General features: G+C 70.9%; 10 protein-coding genes. 7 read left to right on the forward strand and 3 right to left on the reverse strand.

The annotated features are described in order from the left end of the window. Nucleotides 1-106: 106 nt before the first annotated feature. The 5 genes from ACZ6Z4_RS08675 to ACZ6Z4_RS08695 all read left to right on the forward strand — a co-directional run bounded on the left by ACZ6Z4_RS08675 (nucleotide 107) and on the right by ACZ6Z4_RS08695 (nucleotide 14,871). Nucleotides 107-6,799, forward strand: a complete 6,693-nt coding sequence (locus ACZ6Z4_RS08675; protein WP_465559988.1) for a LamG domain-containing protein — start codon at nucleotides 107-109, stop codon at nucleotides 6,797-6,799. Nucleotides 6,800-6,813: 14 nt separating this feature from the next. Continuing rightward, a complete protein-coding gene (locus ACZ6Z4_RS08680) occupies nucleotides 6,814-12,537 on the forward strand; it encodes an RHS repeat-associated core domain-containing protein (protein ID WP_465559991.1) in 5,724 nt (1,907 codons plus the stop codon). A gap of 21 nt (nucleotides 12,538-12,558) precedes the next feature. Beyond that, a complete protein-coding gene (locus ACZ6Z4_RS08685) occupies nucleotides 12,559-13,185 on the forward strand; it encodes a DUF4304 domain-containing protein (protein WP_465559994.1) in 627 nt (208 codons plus the stop codon). Between the two features lie 174 nt (nucleotides 13,186-13,359). Further along, nucleotides 13,360-13,893, forward strand: coding sequence for an EF-hand domain-containing protein (locus ACZ6Z4_RS08690; RefSeq protein ID WP_465559997.1), 534 nt, complete (start codon nucleotides 13,360-13,362; stop codon nucleotides 13,891-13,893). Nucleotides 13,894-13,947: 54 nt separating this feature from the next. Beyond that, nucleotides 13,948-14,871 carry a phosphotransferase gene (locus ACZ6Z4_RS08695; RefSeq protein ID WP_465560000.1) on the forward strand — a complete coding sequence of 308 codons (924 nt, stop codon included), beginning with the start codon at nucleotides 13,948-13,950 and terminating at the stop codon, nucleotides 14,869-14,871. Here ACZ6Z4_RS08695 and ACZ6Z4_RS08700 read toward each other — a convergent pair. Then, nucleotides 14,795-16,633: a transglycosylase domain-containing protein gene (locus tag ACZ6Z4_RS08700; RefSeq protein WP_465560003.1), complete on the reverse strand. Its 1,839-nt coding sequence runs from the start codon at nucleotides 16,631-16,633 to the stop codon at nucleotides 14,795-14,797. The genes ACZ6Z4_RS08695 and ACZ6Z4_RS08700 overlap by 77 nt on opposite strands. A 133-nt stretch (nucleotides 16,634-16,766) precedes the next feature. Beyond that, complete coding sequence (locus ACZ6Z4_RS08705; RefSeq protein ID WP_465560006.1) at nucleotides 16,767-17,780, reverse strand: aldo/keto reductase; 1,014 nt, start codon at nucleotides 17,778-17,780, stop codon at nucleotides 16,767-16,769. Nucleotides 17,781-17,870: 90 nt separating this feature from the next. Between ACZ6Z4_RS08705 and ACZ6Z4_RS08710 the strand changes: the two genes are divergently transcribed. Then, on the forward strand, nucleotides 17,871-18,425 hold the full coding sequence (locus ACZ6Z4_RS08710; RefSeq protein WP_465560009.1) for a TetR/AcrR family transcriptional regulator: 555 nt from the start codon (nucleotides 17,871-17,873) through the stop codon (nucleotides 18,423-18,425). 16 nt (nucleotides 18,426-18,441) lie between these two features. Further along, complete coding sequence (locus tag ACZ6Z4_RS08715) at nucleotides 18,442-18,777, forward strand: VOC family protein (RefSeq protein WP_465560012.1); 336 nt, start codon at nucleotides 18,442-18,444, stop codon at nucleotides 18,775-18,777. Here the strand turns inward: ACZ6Z4_RS08715 and ACZ6Z4_RS08720 are convergent. Next, entirely contained in the window at nucleotides 18,770-19,801 is a 1,032-nt protein-coding gene (locus ACZ6Z4_RS08720) for a LacI family DNA-binding transcriptional regulator (protein ID WP_465560015.1), read from the reverse strand. The genes ACZ6Z4_RS08715 and ACZ6Z4_RS08720 overlap by 8 nt on opposite strands. Nucleotides 19,802-19,816: the final 15 nt, after the last annotated feature.

Raw genomic sequence — 19,816 nt, forward strand, 5'->3', positions numbered from 1 at the left:
CGGGTCCGGCTCCCCATTCTTCTCCTGCGGTCCGTCGTGGGGGCGACGGAAGAGCGCGGACAACGCTGACGGGTCGCTGGGGTGGGCCCTCTGGGGAGGAAATGCCGTGAGAGCACGGATGGCTGCTGTTGTGCTGGCGTCGATCGGGCTGGTGGCCTCGGGCTGCGGTCTGCTGCCGACCGGCCGGGAGGCCGCGGGACCGGAACCCGCGCCACCGCGGACCGAGCTGAACGAACGCAGGCCGAGCGAGGAGTCCACCGCGCTGGCGACCGCGAAGGCCAAGGGCACCCGGGTCGAGGTCGCCGGTGGCCGCACCGAGACCAGACAGCTGTACGCCGAACCGAACGGCACCCTCACCTCGGTGATCAGCACCACCCCGCAGCGCGTCCAGCGCAACGGCCGGTGGGTCCCGGTCGACACCGGCCTGCAGCGCGCGAAGGGCGGCGCCGTCGTCCCGAAGGCGCTGCCGCTCGACCTGGCCTTCTCCGGCGGCGGTACGGCGACGCCGCTGGTCTCGTACGGCAAGGACGGGCATCGCATCACGCTGTCCTGGCCCGGCCGGCTGCCCGCCCCGAAGCTCAGCGGCGCCCAGGCGACGTACGCCGAGGTGCTGCCCGGCGTCGACCTGGTCCTGAAGGCGAAGCCCGACGGCTACAGCCAGTACGTCGTCGTGAAGAACTCCGCCGCCGCGACGCGGGTCGCGAAGCTCGACCTCGGGCTGAAGACGACCGGCGTCACGCTGACCGCGGGACCGACCGGTGCCCTGGAGGCGAAGGATGCCAAGGGCAAGGTCCTGTTCAGCGCGCCCGAGTCGCTGATGTGGGATGCCGGCAACCGCCGGTCTCGCGCGGCCGTTGCGGTCGGCAAGGACAAGCTGACGCTCGTCCCCGACAAGTCGCTGCTGACCGGCCGCGCCACCGAGTACCCGGTGACGATCGACCCGGACTGGTCGACGATCGGCTGGAACTGGGGTGGTGGCGGCTGGACGTCGGTGCTGTCCGGCTCGGACCAGGCGCGCTGGAACAGCAGCGCGTCGCACCCGTGGGCGCAGACCGGCCAGTGCTGGAACGGCCGCGGCGAGTGCGGTGGCATCGGTGAGGGCTGGTCGTACTTCCAGTACAACACCGGCGGCCTCGGCGGCACCCGCATCCTCAGCGTCACGCTGGACACGATCATGGAGAGCGGCCCCGACTGCGCCGCAGCCCGCAACCACCAGCTGTGGATCGCCGGTCCCCGGATCGACGGCAACACCAAGTGGAGCAACCGGCCCGGTGGTGGGCACCTGGACACCAAGTCGGTGCCGGGCTGCGGCCGCAACCCGGTCGGCTTCTCGGCCGGCACGAGCATCCACCACAACGACGGTGGCGGCATCTCGACGTACTACCTGAAGGCCGAGAACAGCGGCGACCAGAAGGCCTGGCGCCGCTACGACTCCAACCAGACCTACCTGAAGGTGAACTTCAACCGGCGCCCGAACCCGGCGTACGCGCTGTCGACGGACCCGGCGCTGCCGGCCGCGTGCAAGCACTGTGCCGGTACGCCGTACCTCGGCGGCTCCAGCATCCGGCTGATCGGGCACCTGTCCGACAACGACCCCGGGCAGCACCTGCGGCCGGAGTACGACGTCTACACCAACGGCGTGCGGGCCGACGTGGACCCGAACGTCTGGCAGATCACCGGTGCCGCGCACAGCACCACGCTGGACCTGACGACCAAGCACAACACGACGATCGACTGGTACCTGCGGGCCGCGGACGAGTACGACCAGGGCGACTACGCCAGGGGACCGGGGCCGTTCGCGGTCGACCGGGACGCTCCCGACGACGACAACCAGAAGCCCGGGATCGACGCGCGGCTCTACAAGGCCGACAACCGCTGGCACGGCGGCGAGGGCGTCAAGGACACCTTCACGCTGTCCGCGAAGAACGCCCCCGACATCGACCACTTCTACTGGGGCTGGACCAGCCCGCCGACCAACCGGGTCGACGCCGACGCGCTCGGCGGCAAGGCGCTGCTCGAGCTGACGCCGCCGGGGGACGGGCCGCGCGACCTGTTCGTGCAGGCCGCCGACCGGGCCGACAACCGGTCGAAGATCAGCCAGCACCACTTCTACGTCCGGGCCGGCAACGGGCCGATCGCGCAGTACTCGCTCGACGGTACGGCGAAGGACTCCGCGTTTCTCGGTGACCGCGACGGCACGCTGACCGGCGGTACGACGTACACGCCGGGCGCGCTCGGCTCGGCGCTGCGCAGCGACGGCGAGCACGGCTCGACGATGACGGCGCCGCCGGCGATCCGGACCGACACCAGCTTCACCGTGTCGGCCTGGGTGAACCTGGACAAGCGCCCGGTCGTCGACGACAACACCTTCACCGCGGTCTCGCAGTCCGGGACGAGCGTCAGCGGGTTGTTCCTCGGCTACCGCAGGCTCGCGACCGGCGACCACTGGGAGTTCTACAAACCCGCGACCGACGACTACACGAACGCCGCCGGGGCGGTGATCCGGTCGAGCATGCCGGCCCGGGTGAAGACCTGGACGCACCTGACCGGCGTGTACGACCGGCAGGCGGGCAAGATCCAGCTGTACGTGAACGGCGAACCGGCCGGGACCCAGCCGGTGCCGGAGAGTTTCAATGCCGGCGGCAACTTCCAGGTCGGCACCAGCCGCTGGAACGCCCAGTCGGCGAACCCGTGGCCCGGCATGGTCGACGAGGTCAAGGTGTACGACCGGGCGCTGAGCGCGGACGAGGTGAAGGCCGCGGTCAGCCGCGACAACGTGCAGGCCGGGCAGTGGAAGTACGACGAGATCGACGGCAGCACGGCGGCGAACGGGCTGCTGGAGGGCGAGAAGCAGGTCCTGCAGAACGGCGCGAAGTTCACCGGTGACGCCAACGGCGACAAGGTCAGCGAGGGCGGTGCGGTGTTCGGTGGGCTCGAGCTCGACGGCACCGACGACTTCGCGGCGACCAGCGGGCCGATCGTCCGCACCGACGAGAGCTTCACCGTGTCGGCCTGGGTGAAGGCCCGCAAGTTGTCGGGCACCGGCGCGGCGGCCACGATCGTGGCGCAGGACGGTCAGCGGGGCAGCGGGTTCCTGCTGCAGCAGCGCGAGACCGGCTGGAGCTTCGTGATGCCGGGTTCGGACGAGACCACCGACTTCCCGGTCTCGGTCCACTCGCTCGGGACGGCGAGCGCCGACACCTGGACGCACGTCACCGGCGTGTACGACGCGGTCGCGGGCAAGGGCACCCTGTACGTCAACGGCCTGGAGGCGGCCACCGACACCGGCAAGGTCACCTGGAGCGCGGACGGCCCGTTCGCGGTCGGCCGGGCCCGGCTGTACGGCGGGCTGACCGAGCACTTCCCGGGACTGGTCGACGAGGTCCGGACCTACCACCGGGCGCTGTCCGCGACCGAGGTCCAGGGCATCGTCAGCCGGGACAAGGTCGCGGTCGGCGAGTGGAAGCTGGACGGGAACGCCGAAGGCCGGGTCCCGGCGCAGAACGGGGAACTGGGCAACAGTCCGGACTGGACCGCGGGCCAGAGCAACGTGCCGGACCAGACCGACCTCGCGGTCCGGCTGAACGGGACCAGCACGCACGTCACCGCGCCGCACTCGATCGACGTCCGCAAGAGCTTCTCGGTCGCGGCCTGGGCCAAGCTCGACAGCGACGGTCAGCTGCGCACGGTCGTGGCGCAGGACGGCACCCGGGTCAGCCCGTTCAAGCTGCGGGCGACGCCGGACAACCGCTGGTCGTTCGTGATGTTCGGCTCCGACGTGGACGGCGGCGCGACCCGCGGCGAGGTCTTCGGCGGCACCGCGCAGGCCGGTGTCTGGACGCACCTGGTCGCGATGTACGACGCCGGCTCGCACCAGATCAACCTGTACGTCAACGGCGTGCTGGCCGCGAGCAGGCCGTGGACGCAGGGCTGGGACCACGCGGCCGGCAAGCTCCAGATCGGCCGCTCGCTGTGGGGCGGGCAGTACATCGAGTACTTCCCGGGCGCGATCGACGACGTCTCGGTCTACAGCCGGGTGCTGTTCGCCGAGGAGATCCGGGCGATGGCCGGCCGTGACCTGAGCCTGGTGCACCACTACCAGCTCGACGAGCCGAGCGGCGCGAACGCGGCCGACACGGTCGGCGCCCGCGCCGGTACGACGGTCGGCGGCGCGTCCCGCGCCCCCGGCCGGATCGGCAACGCGATCCACCTCGACGGCACCGACGACGCCGTCCAGAGCACCGGCGTCGACCTGCGCACCGACGACAGCTTCACCGTCTCGGCCTGGGTCCAGCTGGACCGACGCAGCGAGCCGGAGTCGCAGTTCACCGCGGTCAGCGTGGACGGGACGACGGGCAGCAAGTTCCGCCTCGGGCACGTCGCCGACCTGGACCAGAACCTCTGCCTGGAAGGGATCGACCCGGACCCGAACAAGTGCGGCGCCTGGATCTTCGAGCTGCCGAACACCGACGGCGGTCCACCGCTGAAGGCCGCGGTCTCGACGCTGCCGGCCGAGATCACCAAGTGGACGCTGCTGACCGGGGTCTACGACCGTAAGACCGGCCAGATCCTGCTGTACGTCGACGGCAGCCGCGTCGGTGACGGCACGGTCGACAACGCCTGGGCGTCCAGCGGCAAGCTGCAGATCGGTCGCGGTCTGGCCGGTGGCAACCGGACGCAGTACTGGCCGGGCAGTGTCGACGACGTCCGCCTGTACGCCGGTGCGCTCGACAAGAGCCGGATCTCCAACCTGTTCCGCGCGTACCCGGTCGCCAAGACGCCGGAGACCGTTCCGCCCGCCGACGCCGGGCATTGGAAGCTCGACGACAACACAGGCACGACCGCGGCCGACAGTGTCCGCGGCCAGACCGCGACGCTGAAGAACGGCGCGACCTGGATCGGCGGCCGGACCGGCCCGGGTGGCTGGTTCGACGGCGTCAACCAGTACGCCGAGACCGCCGGCAAGGTGCTCGACACCGACAAGAGCTTCACCGCGTCGGTCTGGGTCTACCTGACCGGGACGACAACCGGGCGCCGGACGATCCTGGCCCAGGACGGCGCGCAGAACAGCGCGTTCATGCTGCAGTACCAGGACGACACCGGGAAGTGGGCGGTCGTGGTCCCGGGCGCCACCGGGGGCACGGTCACCTCGACCGAGGCCGCCGCGAAGTCGGAGTGGACGCACCTCACGGTGGTCTACGACGCGTTCACCCAGCAGCTCCGGCTCTACGTGCAGGGAACGTTGTCGGGGGCAATCACCGGGGTGAAGCCGGCCGCGACCACCGGGCCGTTCACGATCGGGCGGAGCAAGCTGAACGGTGCCAACGCCGAGTTCTTCGCGCGCGGGATCGACGACGTCCGGACCTTCGGGCGGGCGCTCAGCGGCGGTGAGGTCCGGCTCGTGCACGACGACGTCAAGGCGGTCGGGCTGGACTTCTACCGCTTCGACGACGGCACTTCGCGCGACTACGGCTGGCGGCTCGCGCACGGCACCGCCACCGGCGGCGTCTCGTACGGCGAAGGAGTGACCCCGCAGGGCAAGGCGCTGCAGCTGGACGGCAGCACGGGCTCGGTCCGGACCGAGTTCCGGGCGGTCGTGATGGCCGACAGCTTCACCGTGTCGGGCTGGGCGAAACTGTCGAACAAGAACAAGGTCGCGACGGTCGTCGCCCAGGACGGGCAGCGGCGCAGCGGTTTCGTGATCCAGTACCGGCCGGGGCTCGACCGCTGGGTGTTCGGCGGTCCGGGCTCCGACTCCGAGCGCGCCGAGTCGGCGTACGCGGTGTCGGCGAAGGCGCCGTCGGCGGGGCAGTGGGCCCACCTCACCGGCGTCTACGACCGCCCCGCCGGGCAACTGCGCCTGTACGTCGACGGCGAGCTCGCCGGGACGCGCAACGACGTGCCGCCGCTGCCGAACGCCAACGCCGCGTTCACGATCGGGCGCGGTCAGTACGACGCCCAGCCGGCCGACTTCTTCCCGGGGTCGATCGACGAGGTGATGACCCAGCAGGGCGTGGCGACCGACGCCGAGATCGCCCAGCGCGGCGGCTGGGCGGCGCCGCCGAAGGGCCAGCTCGGGCGCTACCTGAACGCGGCCGGCGACCACTACACCGACAGCACCGACAAGCCGGTCCGGCCGGGGTACCGGTTCGAAGGGACCCTCGGGCTGTTGGTTGCCGACGGCCCCGGAACGCGGGTGCTGCACGGGTGCAAGATCGGGGCCGACGCGTTCACGTCGCTCCAGGCCGACTGCGAGGGCAAGACCGTGGTCGGGCCGATCGGCCGGCTCTGGACGACCCCGCCGGCCGGCGTCGCGACCGTCCCGGTCTACCGGTGCAACTTCGGGCCGGACCACCTGGAGTCGCCGAACGCGGACTGTGAGGGCGCGACACAGGAAGGCCTGCTCGGGTACGCCGCGGCGTACGCACCACTGGGCCGGTACTACAGCGTCGAGAACCGCGACCACTGGGCGACGGTCTCCTGGACGGCACCGTCGTACAAGCTCGAGGGGACGCTGGGCTGGTTGCCGCGGACGCAGCTGCCGGGAACGCAGCCGCTGCTGAGCTGCCTGAGCGACACCGACGAGTTCAGCTCGGTCGACGCGGCCTGCGAGGGCAAGACCAAGCTCACGACGCTCGGCTACCTCTACACCGAACCGCCCGCCGGCATCACGACCGTGCCGCTGTACCGGTGCGCGGTCAACGGGCAGAAGTTCACCTCCCGCAGCACCACCTGCGACGGCTACACCGTCGAGCGCCTGCTCGGTCACATCCCCACGGCACCGCCGGTCCTTTCATGAGCACAGGAGGAAACGTGCGTCGTCAGCTCGGTAAGTACGGCCGTCGCGGTCTGATCACGGTCCTTGCCCTCGCGCTGCTCGGCCCGGTCGCGGTGAGCGGCGGCCCGGCCGTCGCGGCCGGCGGGGGACCGTCGGTCCCGCTGCCGACCACCCCGACCGTTCCGGTGAGCAGCCAGTCGATGGGCGCCCGCCCGCAGGACCAGGCCAGCGCCAACGCGCTGCGCGGCGACCAGCCGGTCGGTTCCCCGGCACCGCCGGGCGGCGGTACGGCGGGTGCGACCGACCTGTCGCCGTCGGCGTTCTGGGAGGTCTCCAAGCAGAGCGGCGACTTCCGGTGGAGCTACCCGCTGCGCGTCCCGCCCGCGCCCGGCGGGCTGGAGCCGCAACTCGCGCTGTCGTACGCGTCGTCGACCGTCGACGGCCGGACCAGCGCGACCAACAACCAGGCGTCCTGGGTCGGCGACGGCTGGGACCTGTCGCAGGGCTACGTCGAACGCTCGTACGGCGGGTGCGCGACCGACAAGGACGGCGGGACCACCCCGCCGCAGGTCGGCGACCTGTGCTGGAAGTCCGACAACGCGTCGGCGTCGTACGGCGGAGGTGGCGGTCAGCTCGTCCTCGGTGCGAACGGCTGGCGGCAGAAGAACGACGACGGCTCCCGGATCGAGCGGCTGACCGGCACCGGCAACGGTGACGACAACGGCGAGTCCTGGAAGATCACCTCGGTCGAGGGCACCCAGTACTTCTTCGGCTCGCGGCCGGAGGCGGACTCGACCTGGACCGTCCCGGTGTACGGCGACGACAACGGCGAACCCTGCCACAAGAGCACTTTCGACGCCTCGCACTGCGTGCAGGCCTGGCGCTGGAACCTGGACAAGGTCGTCGACCGGCACGGCAACGAGATGCTGCTGACGTACCGCAAGGAGACCAACAAGTACGGGCAGAACGCGAAGGACGCGGCGGTCACCTACGTCCGCGGCGGCACGCTGGCCAAGATCGAGTACGGCCTGCACACCGCGCGGAACCTGCAGGCCACCGGCCGGGTCGTCTTCGACGTCGCCGACCGGTGCGTCCCGGGCAGCCAGTGCACGTTCGACAAGCCGGACAACTGGCCGGACGTCGCGCTGAAGGACCGCTGCGACGCGGCGACCTGCAAGGACAAGCACGTCCCGACGTTCTGGAGCACGCAGCGGCTGAGCGCGGTCACGACGCAGGTGCTGCGCGGTTCGGCGTACGCCGATGTCGACAAGTGGACGCTGGACCAGCAGTACCCCGACCCGGGCGACAAAGAGAAGGCCGCGCTCTGGCTGAAGTCGATCACCCAGACCGGCCTGGCCGGCGGGTCGGTCCCGCTGCCGGCGGTCACCTTCGAGGGCGCCAAGATGCCGAACCGGGTCGTCCAGGTGGACGGCGTCGGTCCGCTCATCCGGTACCGGGTCACCGGCATCGTGTCGGAGTCCGGCGGCGTGACCTCGATCCACTACGACAGCGACTGCAGCGCGACCTCGCTGCCGGCCAACGCCGAGACCAACACCCGGCGTTGCTTCCCGGTGCGCTGGAACAAGCCCGGGCTGCCGGAGCGCACCGACTACTTCCACAAGTACGTCGTCACGCAGGTCACCCAGTCGGACCGGATCAGCTCCAACCCCACCCAGGTGGAGAGCTACGAGTACCTCGACGGCGCCGCCTGGCACTACGACACCTCCGAGTTCACCCCGGCCGACCGCAAGACCTGGAACGAGTTCCGCGGTTTCGCCAAGGTCCGGGTCCGGACCGGTACGCCGGACGACCCGGCCGGACCGGTCAGCCTCGTGGAGCAGCGCTTCCACCGCGGCATGAACGGCGACCGGGCCCGGCCCGAGGGCGGTACCAAGCCGGTCGAGGTCGCGGACTCCGAAGGCGCGAAGTACACCGACGACGACTGGCTCAGCGGCAGCGAACTGGAGACGATCACCTACGACGGCGACGACACCAAGGTCGTCAGCAAGGTGATCAACCGACCGGTGGTCCGCGGCCCGACCGCGACCCGCGGCGACCTCAAGGCCTACATCGTCCGGCCCGGTACGAGCCGCAGCTTCACCACGCTCGCCGACGGGCAGCGCCGGATCACGCGCACCGAGACGACGTACGACGACCTCGGGCTGCCGGTCTCGGTGAACGACCTCGGCGACGAGGCGACCGCCGACGACGACCAGTGCAAGCGCACGACGTACCACCGCAACGAGAGCAAGTGGCTGGTCGGCTTCCCGGCCCGCGTGCAGACGGTCGCGACCGACTGCGGCTCGACGCCGGTCTTCCCGGCCGACGCGATCTCCGACACCCGGGCCGGTTTCGACGGCCAGGAGCCGGGGGCGGCGCCGACGACCGGTGACATCACGCTCGACGAGCGGATGAAGGAGCACCCGGGGTCCGAGCCGGTGTACTACGCGCACAGCCGGACGACGTACGACCTGCACGGGCGGGTGCTGACCGTCACCGATCCGCTCGGTGAGGTCAGCAAGGCGTCGTTCACGCCGGCCGAAGGCGGGCCGACGACCGTCACCACCACGACCAACGCGCTCGGCCACACCGGCACCACCGAGCTCGACCCGGCCTGGGGGACCCCGGTCAAGGCCGTCGACGTGAACGGCCGGGTCAGCGAGATCGCCTACGACGCGATCGGCCGGACCACCGAGCTGTGGCAGCCGAACCGCTCCCGGGCCAAGGGCCTCGGCGGCAACGCGAAGTTCGAGTACCTGATCCGCAACGACGCACCGACCGTGATCACCTCGAGCACGATCGGCCCGAACGGGCGCTACACCGCCAAGAACACCCTGTACGACGGCCTCTACCGCGTCCGCCAGGTGCAGCAGGTCGCGCCGGGCGGCGGGCGGCTGATCGCCGACACCCGCTACGACACCCAGGGCCGGGTCTGGAAGGCCACCCAGCCGTACTACACCGACGGCGCGGTCGACAGCACGCTGTGGGTCGCGGCGGACACCGCCGTACCGGGCCTGACCGAGACCTGGTACGACGGCGCGGGCCGGGCGCTGGAGTCGATCTTCAAGGGCCACGGCTACGAGAAGTGGCGCACCAGCACCCGGTACGGCGGCGACCGCGTGCACTCGACGCCTCCCGCGGGTGGCATCGCGACCACGACGATCGCGAACTCCCGCGGGCAGGTCACCGCGCTGCGGCAGTACCACGACGGCACGACGACCGGCGGCTACGACGAGACGACGTACACGTACACGCTCGCCGGAAAGGTCGCGACCGTCCGGGACCCGGCCGGCAGCACCTGGAGCTACAGCTACGACGCCCAGGGGCGGGCGGTCCGCACCGACGACCCGGACAAGGGCACCACGCTCACGACGTACGACCTGGGCGGTCACCCGGTCACGTCGCTGGACGCGCGCGGGGTGCGGCTGTCGTTCGCCTACGACGAGCTGGGCCGCCGGACCGGCGTGTTCCAGGGCGGGCTCGACGGGACCAAGCTCGCCGAGTGGAACTACGACACCGCGGTCGGCGGCAAGGGTGCGGTCGCGGCGACGACGCGGTGGGTGAACGGGTCGGCGTACGTGCAGAAGATCAGTGCGTACACGGCACTGAACCAGCCGCTGGTCGCGTCGACCGTCATCCCCGAGGTCGAAGGCGCGCTGGCCGGGACCTACCAGTCGATCAAGAAGTACAACGACGACGGCAGCCCGAAGGGGGAGACGCTGCCGGCCGGTGGCGGGCTGCCGCTGGAGAGCATCAACTACACCTACGACGACGACAGCCGGCCGCTGACCACCACCGGTGGGTTCGACGGCGGGACCACGACGTACGTCGGGGAGACGCTCTACACGAGCCTCGGTGAGGCCCAGCGGATCCAGCTGGGCGAAGGGACCAACCGGGCCTGGCTGTCGTACTACTACGACGACAACACCCGGCGGATGACCCGCAGCATCGTCGACGCCGAGGTCCCGCAGCCGATGGTTGCCGACGTCAACTACACCTACGATGCCTCCGGCAACCTGACGCAGATCGCCGACCGGCCGCAGGACCGGCCGGCCGACGTGCAGTGCTTCCAGCACGACTACCTGCAGCGGATGACCGAGGCCTGGACACCGTCGTCCGGGGACTGCGCGGCGGCTCCGACCGTGGCGGGGCTCGGCGGGCCGGCGCCGTACTGGCAGTCGTTCCGGCTCGACAAGGTCGGCAACCGGGTGTCGGAGGTGCAGCACACGGCCGCGGGCGACGTCTCGCGGACCTACACCTACCCGGCCGCGGGGAGTCAGGACCAGCCGCATGCGCTGGCCGCCGTACAGACTGCCGGTGGTGGGCGGGACGAGTTCGCCTATGACGCTGCCGGGAACACGACCACGCGGACGGTCGGCGGGTCGACGCAGCAGCTGAGCTGGAACCCGGAGGGGCAGCTCGGGAAGGTCGTCGAGGGGCTGCAGTCGACGGAGTACCTGTACGAGGCGAACGGCAGCCGGCTGATCCGGCGCGACCCGACCGGCACGACGCTGTACGTCGGCAGCCAGGAGTTCCGCCTCGACAAGGCGAGCGGCAAGGTCGTCGGGACCCGGTACTACGGGCACGGCGGCAAGCCGGTCGCTGTTCGGACCGGCGGGAAGCTGAGTTGGCTGGCGAGCGACCACCAGGGCACGCAGCAGGTCGCGATCTCGGCCGACGACCTGGCGGTGCAGCAGCGGCGGCAGACACCGTTCGGTGGTGCGCGGGGTGCGGCGGTCGCGTTCCCGGGCACGAAGGGGTTCGTCGGTGGGACCGTCGACGAGTCGACCGACCTGGTCAACCTCGGCGCCCGGCAGTACGACCCGGCGACCGGACGGTTCCTGTCCGTCGACCCGGTGATCGACGCGAACAACCCGCAGCAGCTGAACGCCTACAGCTACGCGAACAACAGCCCGATCACGTTCAGCGACCCCACCGGGCAGATGTGGGGCGACATCTTCAAGGCGATCCTCGACGTCCTCGAGGAGTTCCAGATCGCGATGGACCGGGCCGCCAAGCGACCCTGGTACGCCGACCTGACGCTGCGCCACAACGCGGTGGTGGCGGAGTCGAAGAAGAAGATCATCGCGATGGGCCCGGCCAAGATCAAGGGCTTCGACCCGAAGTACCTGAAGACCACCGGGACCGCGATCCCGAAGGCCTCCAAACAGGGCACCGGCAACGTCGGGTACGCCGACATCATGTACGACGACGGCACCCAGATGTACATCTGGGAGGTGAAGTCCGGGCACGCCTACACGCCGACGGTGGTGCAGAACGAGGTGAACGGCTACGTCACGGCGGCCCGGGCGGCCTTCAAACGCGACGTCATCGACACCGGCTTCCTGCTCGGCGAGGACTGGACGTTCACCTGGAAGAACGGCCGCGGCAAGGACGAGCTGATCACCGTGCACCCGGGCGGTGTCGACACGGCGAGCAAGAGCAAGTACCCGGGCGCGATCCTCTACACCTACCGGGAGAAGGACGAGGCGCCGGAGAAGCCGCCGATCCGGGTCCCGGCGCCGAAGGCCGACGGGAAGAAGGAGGAGCCGCGCAAGGTGCCGGTGCCGCGCGGCGGCGTCCGGGGCGGACCGAAGCTCGGCGGGCCGCTGATGATCGTCCCGCTGATCCCCGACATCCTGCGCGGCCCACCGCCCGGGATGAGCTCCGAGGACCAGTTCAAGGAGGGCCTGTGCCTGTTCGACATGGCCGGCATCTGCGACAGCATGCGCCGGGACCCGAGCGACATGGTGGCCTGATCCTTGGGTGAGAATCGGGGTATGAATCCGCTGGACCAGCTGCTGAAGGACCACGTCACGCCGGTGCTCACCGAGCACGGGTTCACCAAGGCCGGAAAGGTGTTCCGGCGCGAGGCGAGCACCGGCGACCTGGTGTTCGTGGTCTTCCGGCGCTGGCAGACGCAGGTGGGCGAGCACGCCGAGTTCGTGGTGAACGTCAGCGCGCTCCCCACCGCCCAGTGGGCCTGGATCACCCACGACCAGCCCGCGGCCGCCGCCCGCAAACCGCAGTACGGCGACGGCCTGTGGCAGGGCGTGGTCGAGGCGCCCGCAGGCTTCGGCGCCGACGAGTGGGACACCGAACGCTGGCGTATCGCCTCGGCGGACGACGTACCGCGGGTGGGGGAGCGCCTGGCCGAGGTCCTGCGCTCCGAGACCGTCCCGATGCTGCTCCGGATGCTCGACCGGCGCGAGTTCCTGGAGATGATCGAGGAGCAGACCTACAAGCCGGGCCTCGGCCACGGCGAGGTCATGCTCCTGGTCGAGGATGGGCCGTCGGAAGCTTTGGAGAAGGCGCTGGAGTGGTACGACGCTAAGGACCCGGCGGAGTGGCCCGCCGCCGGGGAGCTGGCGCGCTGGGCCCGGGCGTACGCGGCTTCCAAGCGCTGACCCCGGGAGAAAGGTCCGTGGGCCACGGGTTTTCGGGTTGTCAACCCCGGGTTATCGGCCCGCCGGCCACGGTCTATTGCGGCGACACGTCGCGGTAGTTGCCGGAGGCGCGGAGTTGCCGTGGGCCGCGTAGCGTCCGAACCGGACACCGGGAACGGTGAAAGGGGAAGACGGATGGCCAGTGAGTTTCAGCGGCAGAAGATCGCCGGGGTGTTCAACGCGATGGACGCCGACGGCAACGGTTACCTGGAGGAGGCGGACTTCGAGACACTGACCGCCCGCTGGGTCGGGATCCGGGGCTGGACGCCGGGCACCGACGACCACGAGCGGATGCGGGCGATCATGATGGGCTGGTGGTCGGCGGTGGCCTCGATGGCCGACGCCGACCGCGACGACCGGGTCTCGCTCGACGAGCTGATGACGGTCGTCGACCAGCTACCCGCGATCGACGACGCGGTCTACGCGACCGCCGAGGCGATGTTCGACGCGGTCGACCAGAACGGCGACGACCGGATCGCGCTGGCCGAGCACCAGCAGGTCGTCCAGGCCTGGAAGGGCACCGCCGACGGCGTCGAGGAGGTCTTCGGCAAGCTCGACAGCAACGGCGACGGCCAGCTGTCCCGCGAGGAGTTCCGCGAGCTCTGGGCGGAGTTCTGGATCGGCGACGACCCGAAGTCGCCGTCCCAGTGGGTGTTCGGGCCGTACTGACGGAAGCTCCCACTGGTTGCCCGCGCCTGGGGCAACCAGTGGGAGAGTCGGGGTATGCCGATCGAGCCGTGGGTCTCCCGCTGGTGCGAGCGTGAGCTCGGCGCCTCTCCGTGCGAGCAGTTGATGGCGGCCAGCGTGATGTCCGACGTTCAGGCCGTGCGGCTCGACGACGGGCGCGAGGTGGTGATCAAGTCCCGGCCGGATCCGACCGGGCGGGTGCCGACCTGCTTGGCTGTGCAGCGCGCGGTGGCCGATGCCGGCCTTCCGTGCCCGCGTCCGCTCACCGAAGCGACGTCGTACGAGGGTCTCGCCGTCCACGCTGAGGAGTGGCGGCCTGGGGGAGAGATTGCCCGCGGCGCCGACAGCGCTGCAGCCTCTGCTCGGCTGCTGGCAGCTGTGACAGCGGTGACCAGGCAGCTTCGATCGGTGGTGACCAACCCCGAGTGGGTGCGCTGGGCCCACGACGGCCCGGGGTACTGGCCTCCGAATCCCGTGCACGACCAGCGCCCCGGCGCTGACTCTCTCCCTGCTGAGCTCCTGGACATCGCCTCCCGCACTCGTCGGCGTCTGCTCGCGTCCGACCTCCCACGCGTGCTCGGACATGCCGACTGGGAGGCTCAGAACCTCCGCTGGTCCGGCGACCAGCCCTTCGTCGTCCACGACTGGGACAGCATCGCCTGGCTCCCCGAAGCAGCCTTGGCCGGCGCGGCGTCAGGAGCGTTCGCCAGCGCCGAGACCCCGACCCTCGCTCCGCTCGCGGCCTCCGAAGCCTTCCTCGCGGCGTACCAGGAGCACCGCGCCTTCACCCCCGAGGAGCTGGAGGTCGCGTGGGCCGCCAGCCTCTGGCCGGCGCTGCACAACGCTCGCGCCGAGATCCTCTGGAACCAGCCGTACGTCGCCCTCACCGCCCTGCTCGATCAAGCCCCCGCTCGCTTGTATCGCGCCGGGGCACCTCCCACATCGCTGTCGGCCACTTGAGGGAAGGCATCGCCGACTCGCCTTCCTTGCCGGCTCGGTACACCACAGCGGTGGCCAGGTCGGGGCTGATCCTGACGTACCAGGCAGCCAGCGGCTGTAATCCCTTCTGCGCCTTGCAGCGGCACTTCGCGTTCAACCGGCGCTTCTCGACGCTCAGCCCGTTCACGACTGCTGACCGACCGCTGCCGACGACCCGTCCGGTCAGCTCCGCGATCTCCGGCGCGAGCGCTTGCACAGGCTTCAGCCCTGGGTGAGTCACGGCCGACCACAGCACCTTGCCGCGCGAGTCCCGGACCTCCTTGATCACGTGCACCGGCACTCGTCGCCCACCCGCCACGAACGTGCTGTACGCCGTCGCCAGGTCGACGGGCGACGCCAACGCGTCCGGCCCGAGGCCGGGCGCCGGGCGGTCGGCGGCGGGGATCGGCGGGATGCCGGCGTGCTCCGCCGCGGTCGACACCAGGTGCCCGCGCCGGGAGTCGACCAGGCGGAAGAACGCCTTGTTCAGGGCGGGTTCCGACAAGGGGACCTCGAAGGGCTCGGTGTCCCGGCCGTCCCCGCCGTCTCGGCCGTCCCCGGTGTCCCGGCCGCCCTCGGGGCGTCGTTCGGCCGCGCGATCCTCCAGCCCCGCCGCGATCGTGAACGGCCGCAGCAGTGTCCCCGGCGGCGCCTTCCGCGTGGCCCAGTTCACCTGGCTGGCCAGGAAGTCGTTGCCCCCGACAACTGCCACCAGCTCGCCCGTGCCCGGCCGGATCGACGCGAGGCCGGTCTTCAGGTCGCCCACCCCCGCGGGCTTGCCCGCCGCGGCCTCCGCGACCGCCTTCGCCTGCAGCCCCGCGTCGAAGGTCGTGACGACCCGCAGCCCGCCACCGCTGAGCCGGTCGCCCTCGAACCCGTACCGCCCGAGTTCCCGGCGCGCGAGGTCGAGCAGGAAGCCCTTCGGCCCGGCGTACCGGTTGCCCTTGGCCTTCTTCCGCAGCGGCGGCAGCGCTTTGCTGTACTCGTCGTACTGGCCCGCGCTGATCGTGCCCAGCTCGGCCATCCCGCTCAGCACGTACTTGTACCGGCCGAGGATCCGCTTCCCTGCGCCCGGCAGATCGGCGTCGAACCGGGTCGGGTTGTTCAGCACGGTCGCCAGGTACGCCGCCTGCGGCACGCTCAGATCCTTCGGGTGGTCGACCCCGAAGTACGCCTGGCCGGCCGCGCGGACGCCGTACGCGCCCTCGCCGAAGTAGATCGTGTTCAGGTAGTTGCCGAGGATCGTCGCCTTGTCCTGGGTGCGGCTGATCTTGGTGGCGATGAACAGCTCGTCGAGCTTGCGGCCCATCGTGCGTTCCTGGGTGAGGTACATGATCTTCACGTACTGCTGCGTGATCGTGGAGCCGCCCTGCAACTGCTTGCCGCGAGCAATCGCGACCGCGGCCCGCGCCATCCCGGGCAGCGAGACGCCGCCGTTGGTCCAGAAGCTGCGGTCCTCGGCCGCGATCACCGCGTCCTGGACGTGCCGCGGGATCTGGGCCAGCGGCAACGACCGGCGGTTCTGCTCGTAGAACGCGCCGATCTCGGTGCGGCCGTCGGCGTACGTGACGATCGTGGTGTTGGCCTCGAACTCGGTGTTCGGGTCCGGGACGGTCGTCCGGGCGTAGCCGGTGAAGAACGCCGCGACGCCGCCGATCACCGCGACGAACGTCAGCCCGAGACCCCAGCCGGCGATCCGGACGATCCGGCGGCGCCACTTGCTTCGGACGGCCTGCTGACGCACGGGAACCTCCTGGTGGGGGCGGATGTCACCCACCAGGACGCCGCGACCACGCTCGGTGGTGCACGTGTTCCCGTCATTTCATCCGGAAGGACGATCGCCTCCTCTCAATGACCGAGGCGAGCTGGTTGCCGCGTCAGCGAGTCGGCGTGGTGCCGTTGAACCAGTTCTGCGCGTCGACGGCGGTGTCGTGCTCGCGGTCGCCGGCGACGGTGATCCGCTCGAGCGCGGCGAGGTGCTCCGGCGCGAGCGTCACGTGAGCCGCGAGGCTGTTCTGCTCGACGTACGCCGCCCGCCGGGTACCCGGGATCGGGACCACGTCGTCCGCCTTGGCGAGCAGCCAGGCGAGCGCGACCTGCCCCGGCGTCGCCTCCAGCTCTGCCGCGATCCCGCGGACGATCTCGACGGTGCTGAGGTTGTGGTCGAAGTTCTGCTCGGAGTACCAGGGCATCGTCGCGCGGTGGTCGGCGCCGGTCAGGTCCTCGCGGGACGCGATCGCGCCGGTCAGCGCGCCGCGGCCGAGCGGGCTGTACGGCACGATGCCGATCCCGAGCTCCCGGGTCAGCGGCAGCACCTCGCGCTCGATCCCGCGCTCCCACAGCGACCACTCGGTCTGGATCGCGGTGATCGGGTGCACCGCGTGCGCGCGCCGGATGGTGTCCGGCGCCGCTTCGGACAGGCCGAGGTACCGGACCTTGCCTTCGGCAACGAACTCGGCCATCGCGCCTATGGTGTCCTCGATCGGGATCGCCGGGTCGACGCGGTGCTGGTAGTACAGGTCGATGTGGTCGGTGCCGAGCCGCCGCAGCGACCGCTCCAGGCGCTCGCGCGCGTACGCCCGGCTGCCGTCGATCTTCGCCTCGCCGCCGCCGAACGGCGCCGCGACGATCCCGAACTTGGTCGCGACCACGAAGTCGTCGCGGCGGCCGGCCAGGGCGCGGCCGAGGATCTCCTCGCTGTCGCCGTACCCGTCGGCGGTGTCGATCAGCGTCACGCCGAGCTTCGCGGCCTGGTCGAGGATCTCGCGGGCGGCCTGGTCGGCGTCGTAGCTGCCCTGCTGGCCGTACGGGTTGGCGAAGCTCATCGCGCCGAAGCCGATCGCGCCGACCTGGAGCTTGCCGGGGCCGAGCAGGCGGGTGGGGATGGTCATTTCAGGGTCCTTCCGGTGGATGTCCTCATCTGGGGACAAGTGTATGTCCTCAGGTGGGGACAAATCCAGCCGGTCCCGTAGACTGCGCTCATGCCGGATGTCCAGCGGGCGACCCGCGATGCCGAAGCGACCCGGCAGCGGATCCTGGCCGCCGCGGTCGACGCCTTCGCGGCGTACGGGTTCGACGGTGCGAGCACGCGGACGATCGCGGGCAGCGCCGGCGTGGACCCGCGGCTGATCACCCGGTACTACGGGTCGAAGGAAGCGCTGTTCGAGCAGGTCGTCGAGAAGACCTACGAGCACCCGCTGATGATGCTGCCGGGCGACAATCTGGTGATGGCGCGCTCGCTGCTGAGCGACCCGCCCGAGGGGCAGTCGAAGGGGCTGCTGCTGACGATCCGCTCGGCGGGCAGCCCGCGCGCGGTCGAGATCATGCAGCGGCATCTCGCGGGGCACTACCAGCGCGATCTCGCCGCCGGGCTGCCGGACGGGATCGACGCGTCGGCGCGCGCCGCGCTGCTGATCGCGGTCTGCAGCGGCGTACAGCTGCTGCGGAACGTGCTGGACAACACCGCGCTGCAGGGTGAGGCGTCGGACGCTGTGGTGGAAAGGCTCGCGGCTGCGCTGGATCTGCTGGGCAGCTAGCCGGTGTAATGGCCGGATGGACTTGTTTGCCGGGTTACCGGTGCGGGAGCTGAAGCCGGCCGTCGAGTGGTACGGGAAGCTGCTGGGTGCGGAGCCCGCGTTCTTCCCGAACGACGTCGAGGCGGTGTGGTCGGTGGGGGAGCACCAGTACGTCTACGTCCAGGAACTGCCTGATCGGGCGGGTGCCGGGCTGGTGACGCTGTTTGTCGAGGACCTGGACGCGGTGGTCGACGCGATCACCGCGCGCGGGGTCGAGCCGGCGCTGCGGGAGACGTACGACAACGGCGTACGGAAGATCACGTACCGGGACCCGGACGGCAACGAGATCGGGTACGGCGGCGGGCCTAGCTAGCTGCCGGCCCCGTCGAGCCGCGCACGACGAGCTGGGTGGCCAGCTCGAGATGGAGCGCCTCGGGCTGGTGGCCGTCCAGGAAACGCATCAGCTGGGTGACCGCGATCCGGCCCATCTCCTGCAGGGGCTGACGAACGGTGGTCAGCGGCGGGTCGATCGCGGCACTCAGGTCGATGTCGTCGAAGCCGGTGATCGACAGGTCGCCGGGGACGCTGAGGCCGCGGGCGCGCGCCGCGTGATAGGTGCCCACGGCAACTTTGTCGTTGAAGCAGACAACTGCCGTCGGTCGTGGGCGCAGGTCGAGGAGCTGGTCGGCGGCCTCGCGGCCGTCCTCGATGGTGGGGTGGACGTAGCGAATCCTTGTCGGCGGCAACAACGTGCCGGCAGCGGCGAGCGCTGCGCGGTGCCCGACCATCCGCGCGTCGGTGGCCAGCCACTCCTCGGGGCCGGCGATCACCGCGATGTCGCGGTGGCCGAGCGCGGTCAGGTGCGCGACGACCGCGTTCGCGCCGGAGGCGTGCGCGGCCGACACTGCGGCGACGTCCGGCGGCAGCGGCTGCCGGGGGTCGACTACGACGAACGGAAAGCCCGAGCGGGACAGGGTGGTGAGCTCGCGCGCCGACTCCGGCGGCAGGATCAGGATCGCGCCGTCGACGCCGTCCTGGTCCGGCAGCCCGCTGAGGACGTCGGTCTCCTGACCCGACTCCCCGGCGTCCAGGACGAGGCGGCGGCCGTGTAGCGCGAGGGTTTCGGCGATCGACGACACGATCAGGCCGAAGTAGTCGGTGAGCAGGTACGGGCAGCGGACGTAGATCGCGCCCAGCTCCTCGGTCGGCTCGTCGCCGGCGTTACGCCGGGCGACAGCCTGCAGCACCAGGTCGCGGGTCCGCGGGGCGACGTTCTCGTGGTCGTTCAGCACCCGGGAGACGGTGGCGATCGAGACCCCGGTCTCCGCGGCGATGTCGCGCAACGTGGTGCGCGGTTCCACCAGGGCCGCGCTCCGGCGCCCGCGCGACCCGTTCATCGCCGCAGTCTAACG

Source organism: Kribbella sp. NPDC104740, from assembly GCF_055583505.1.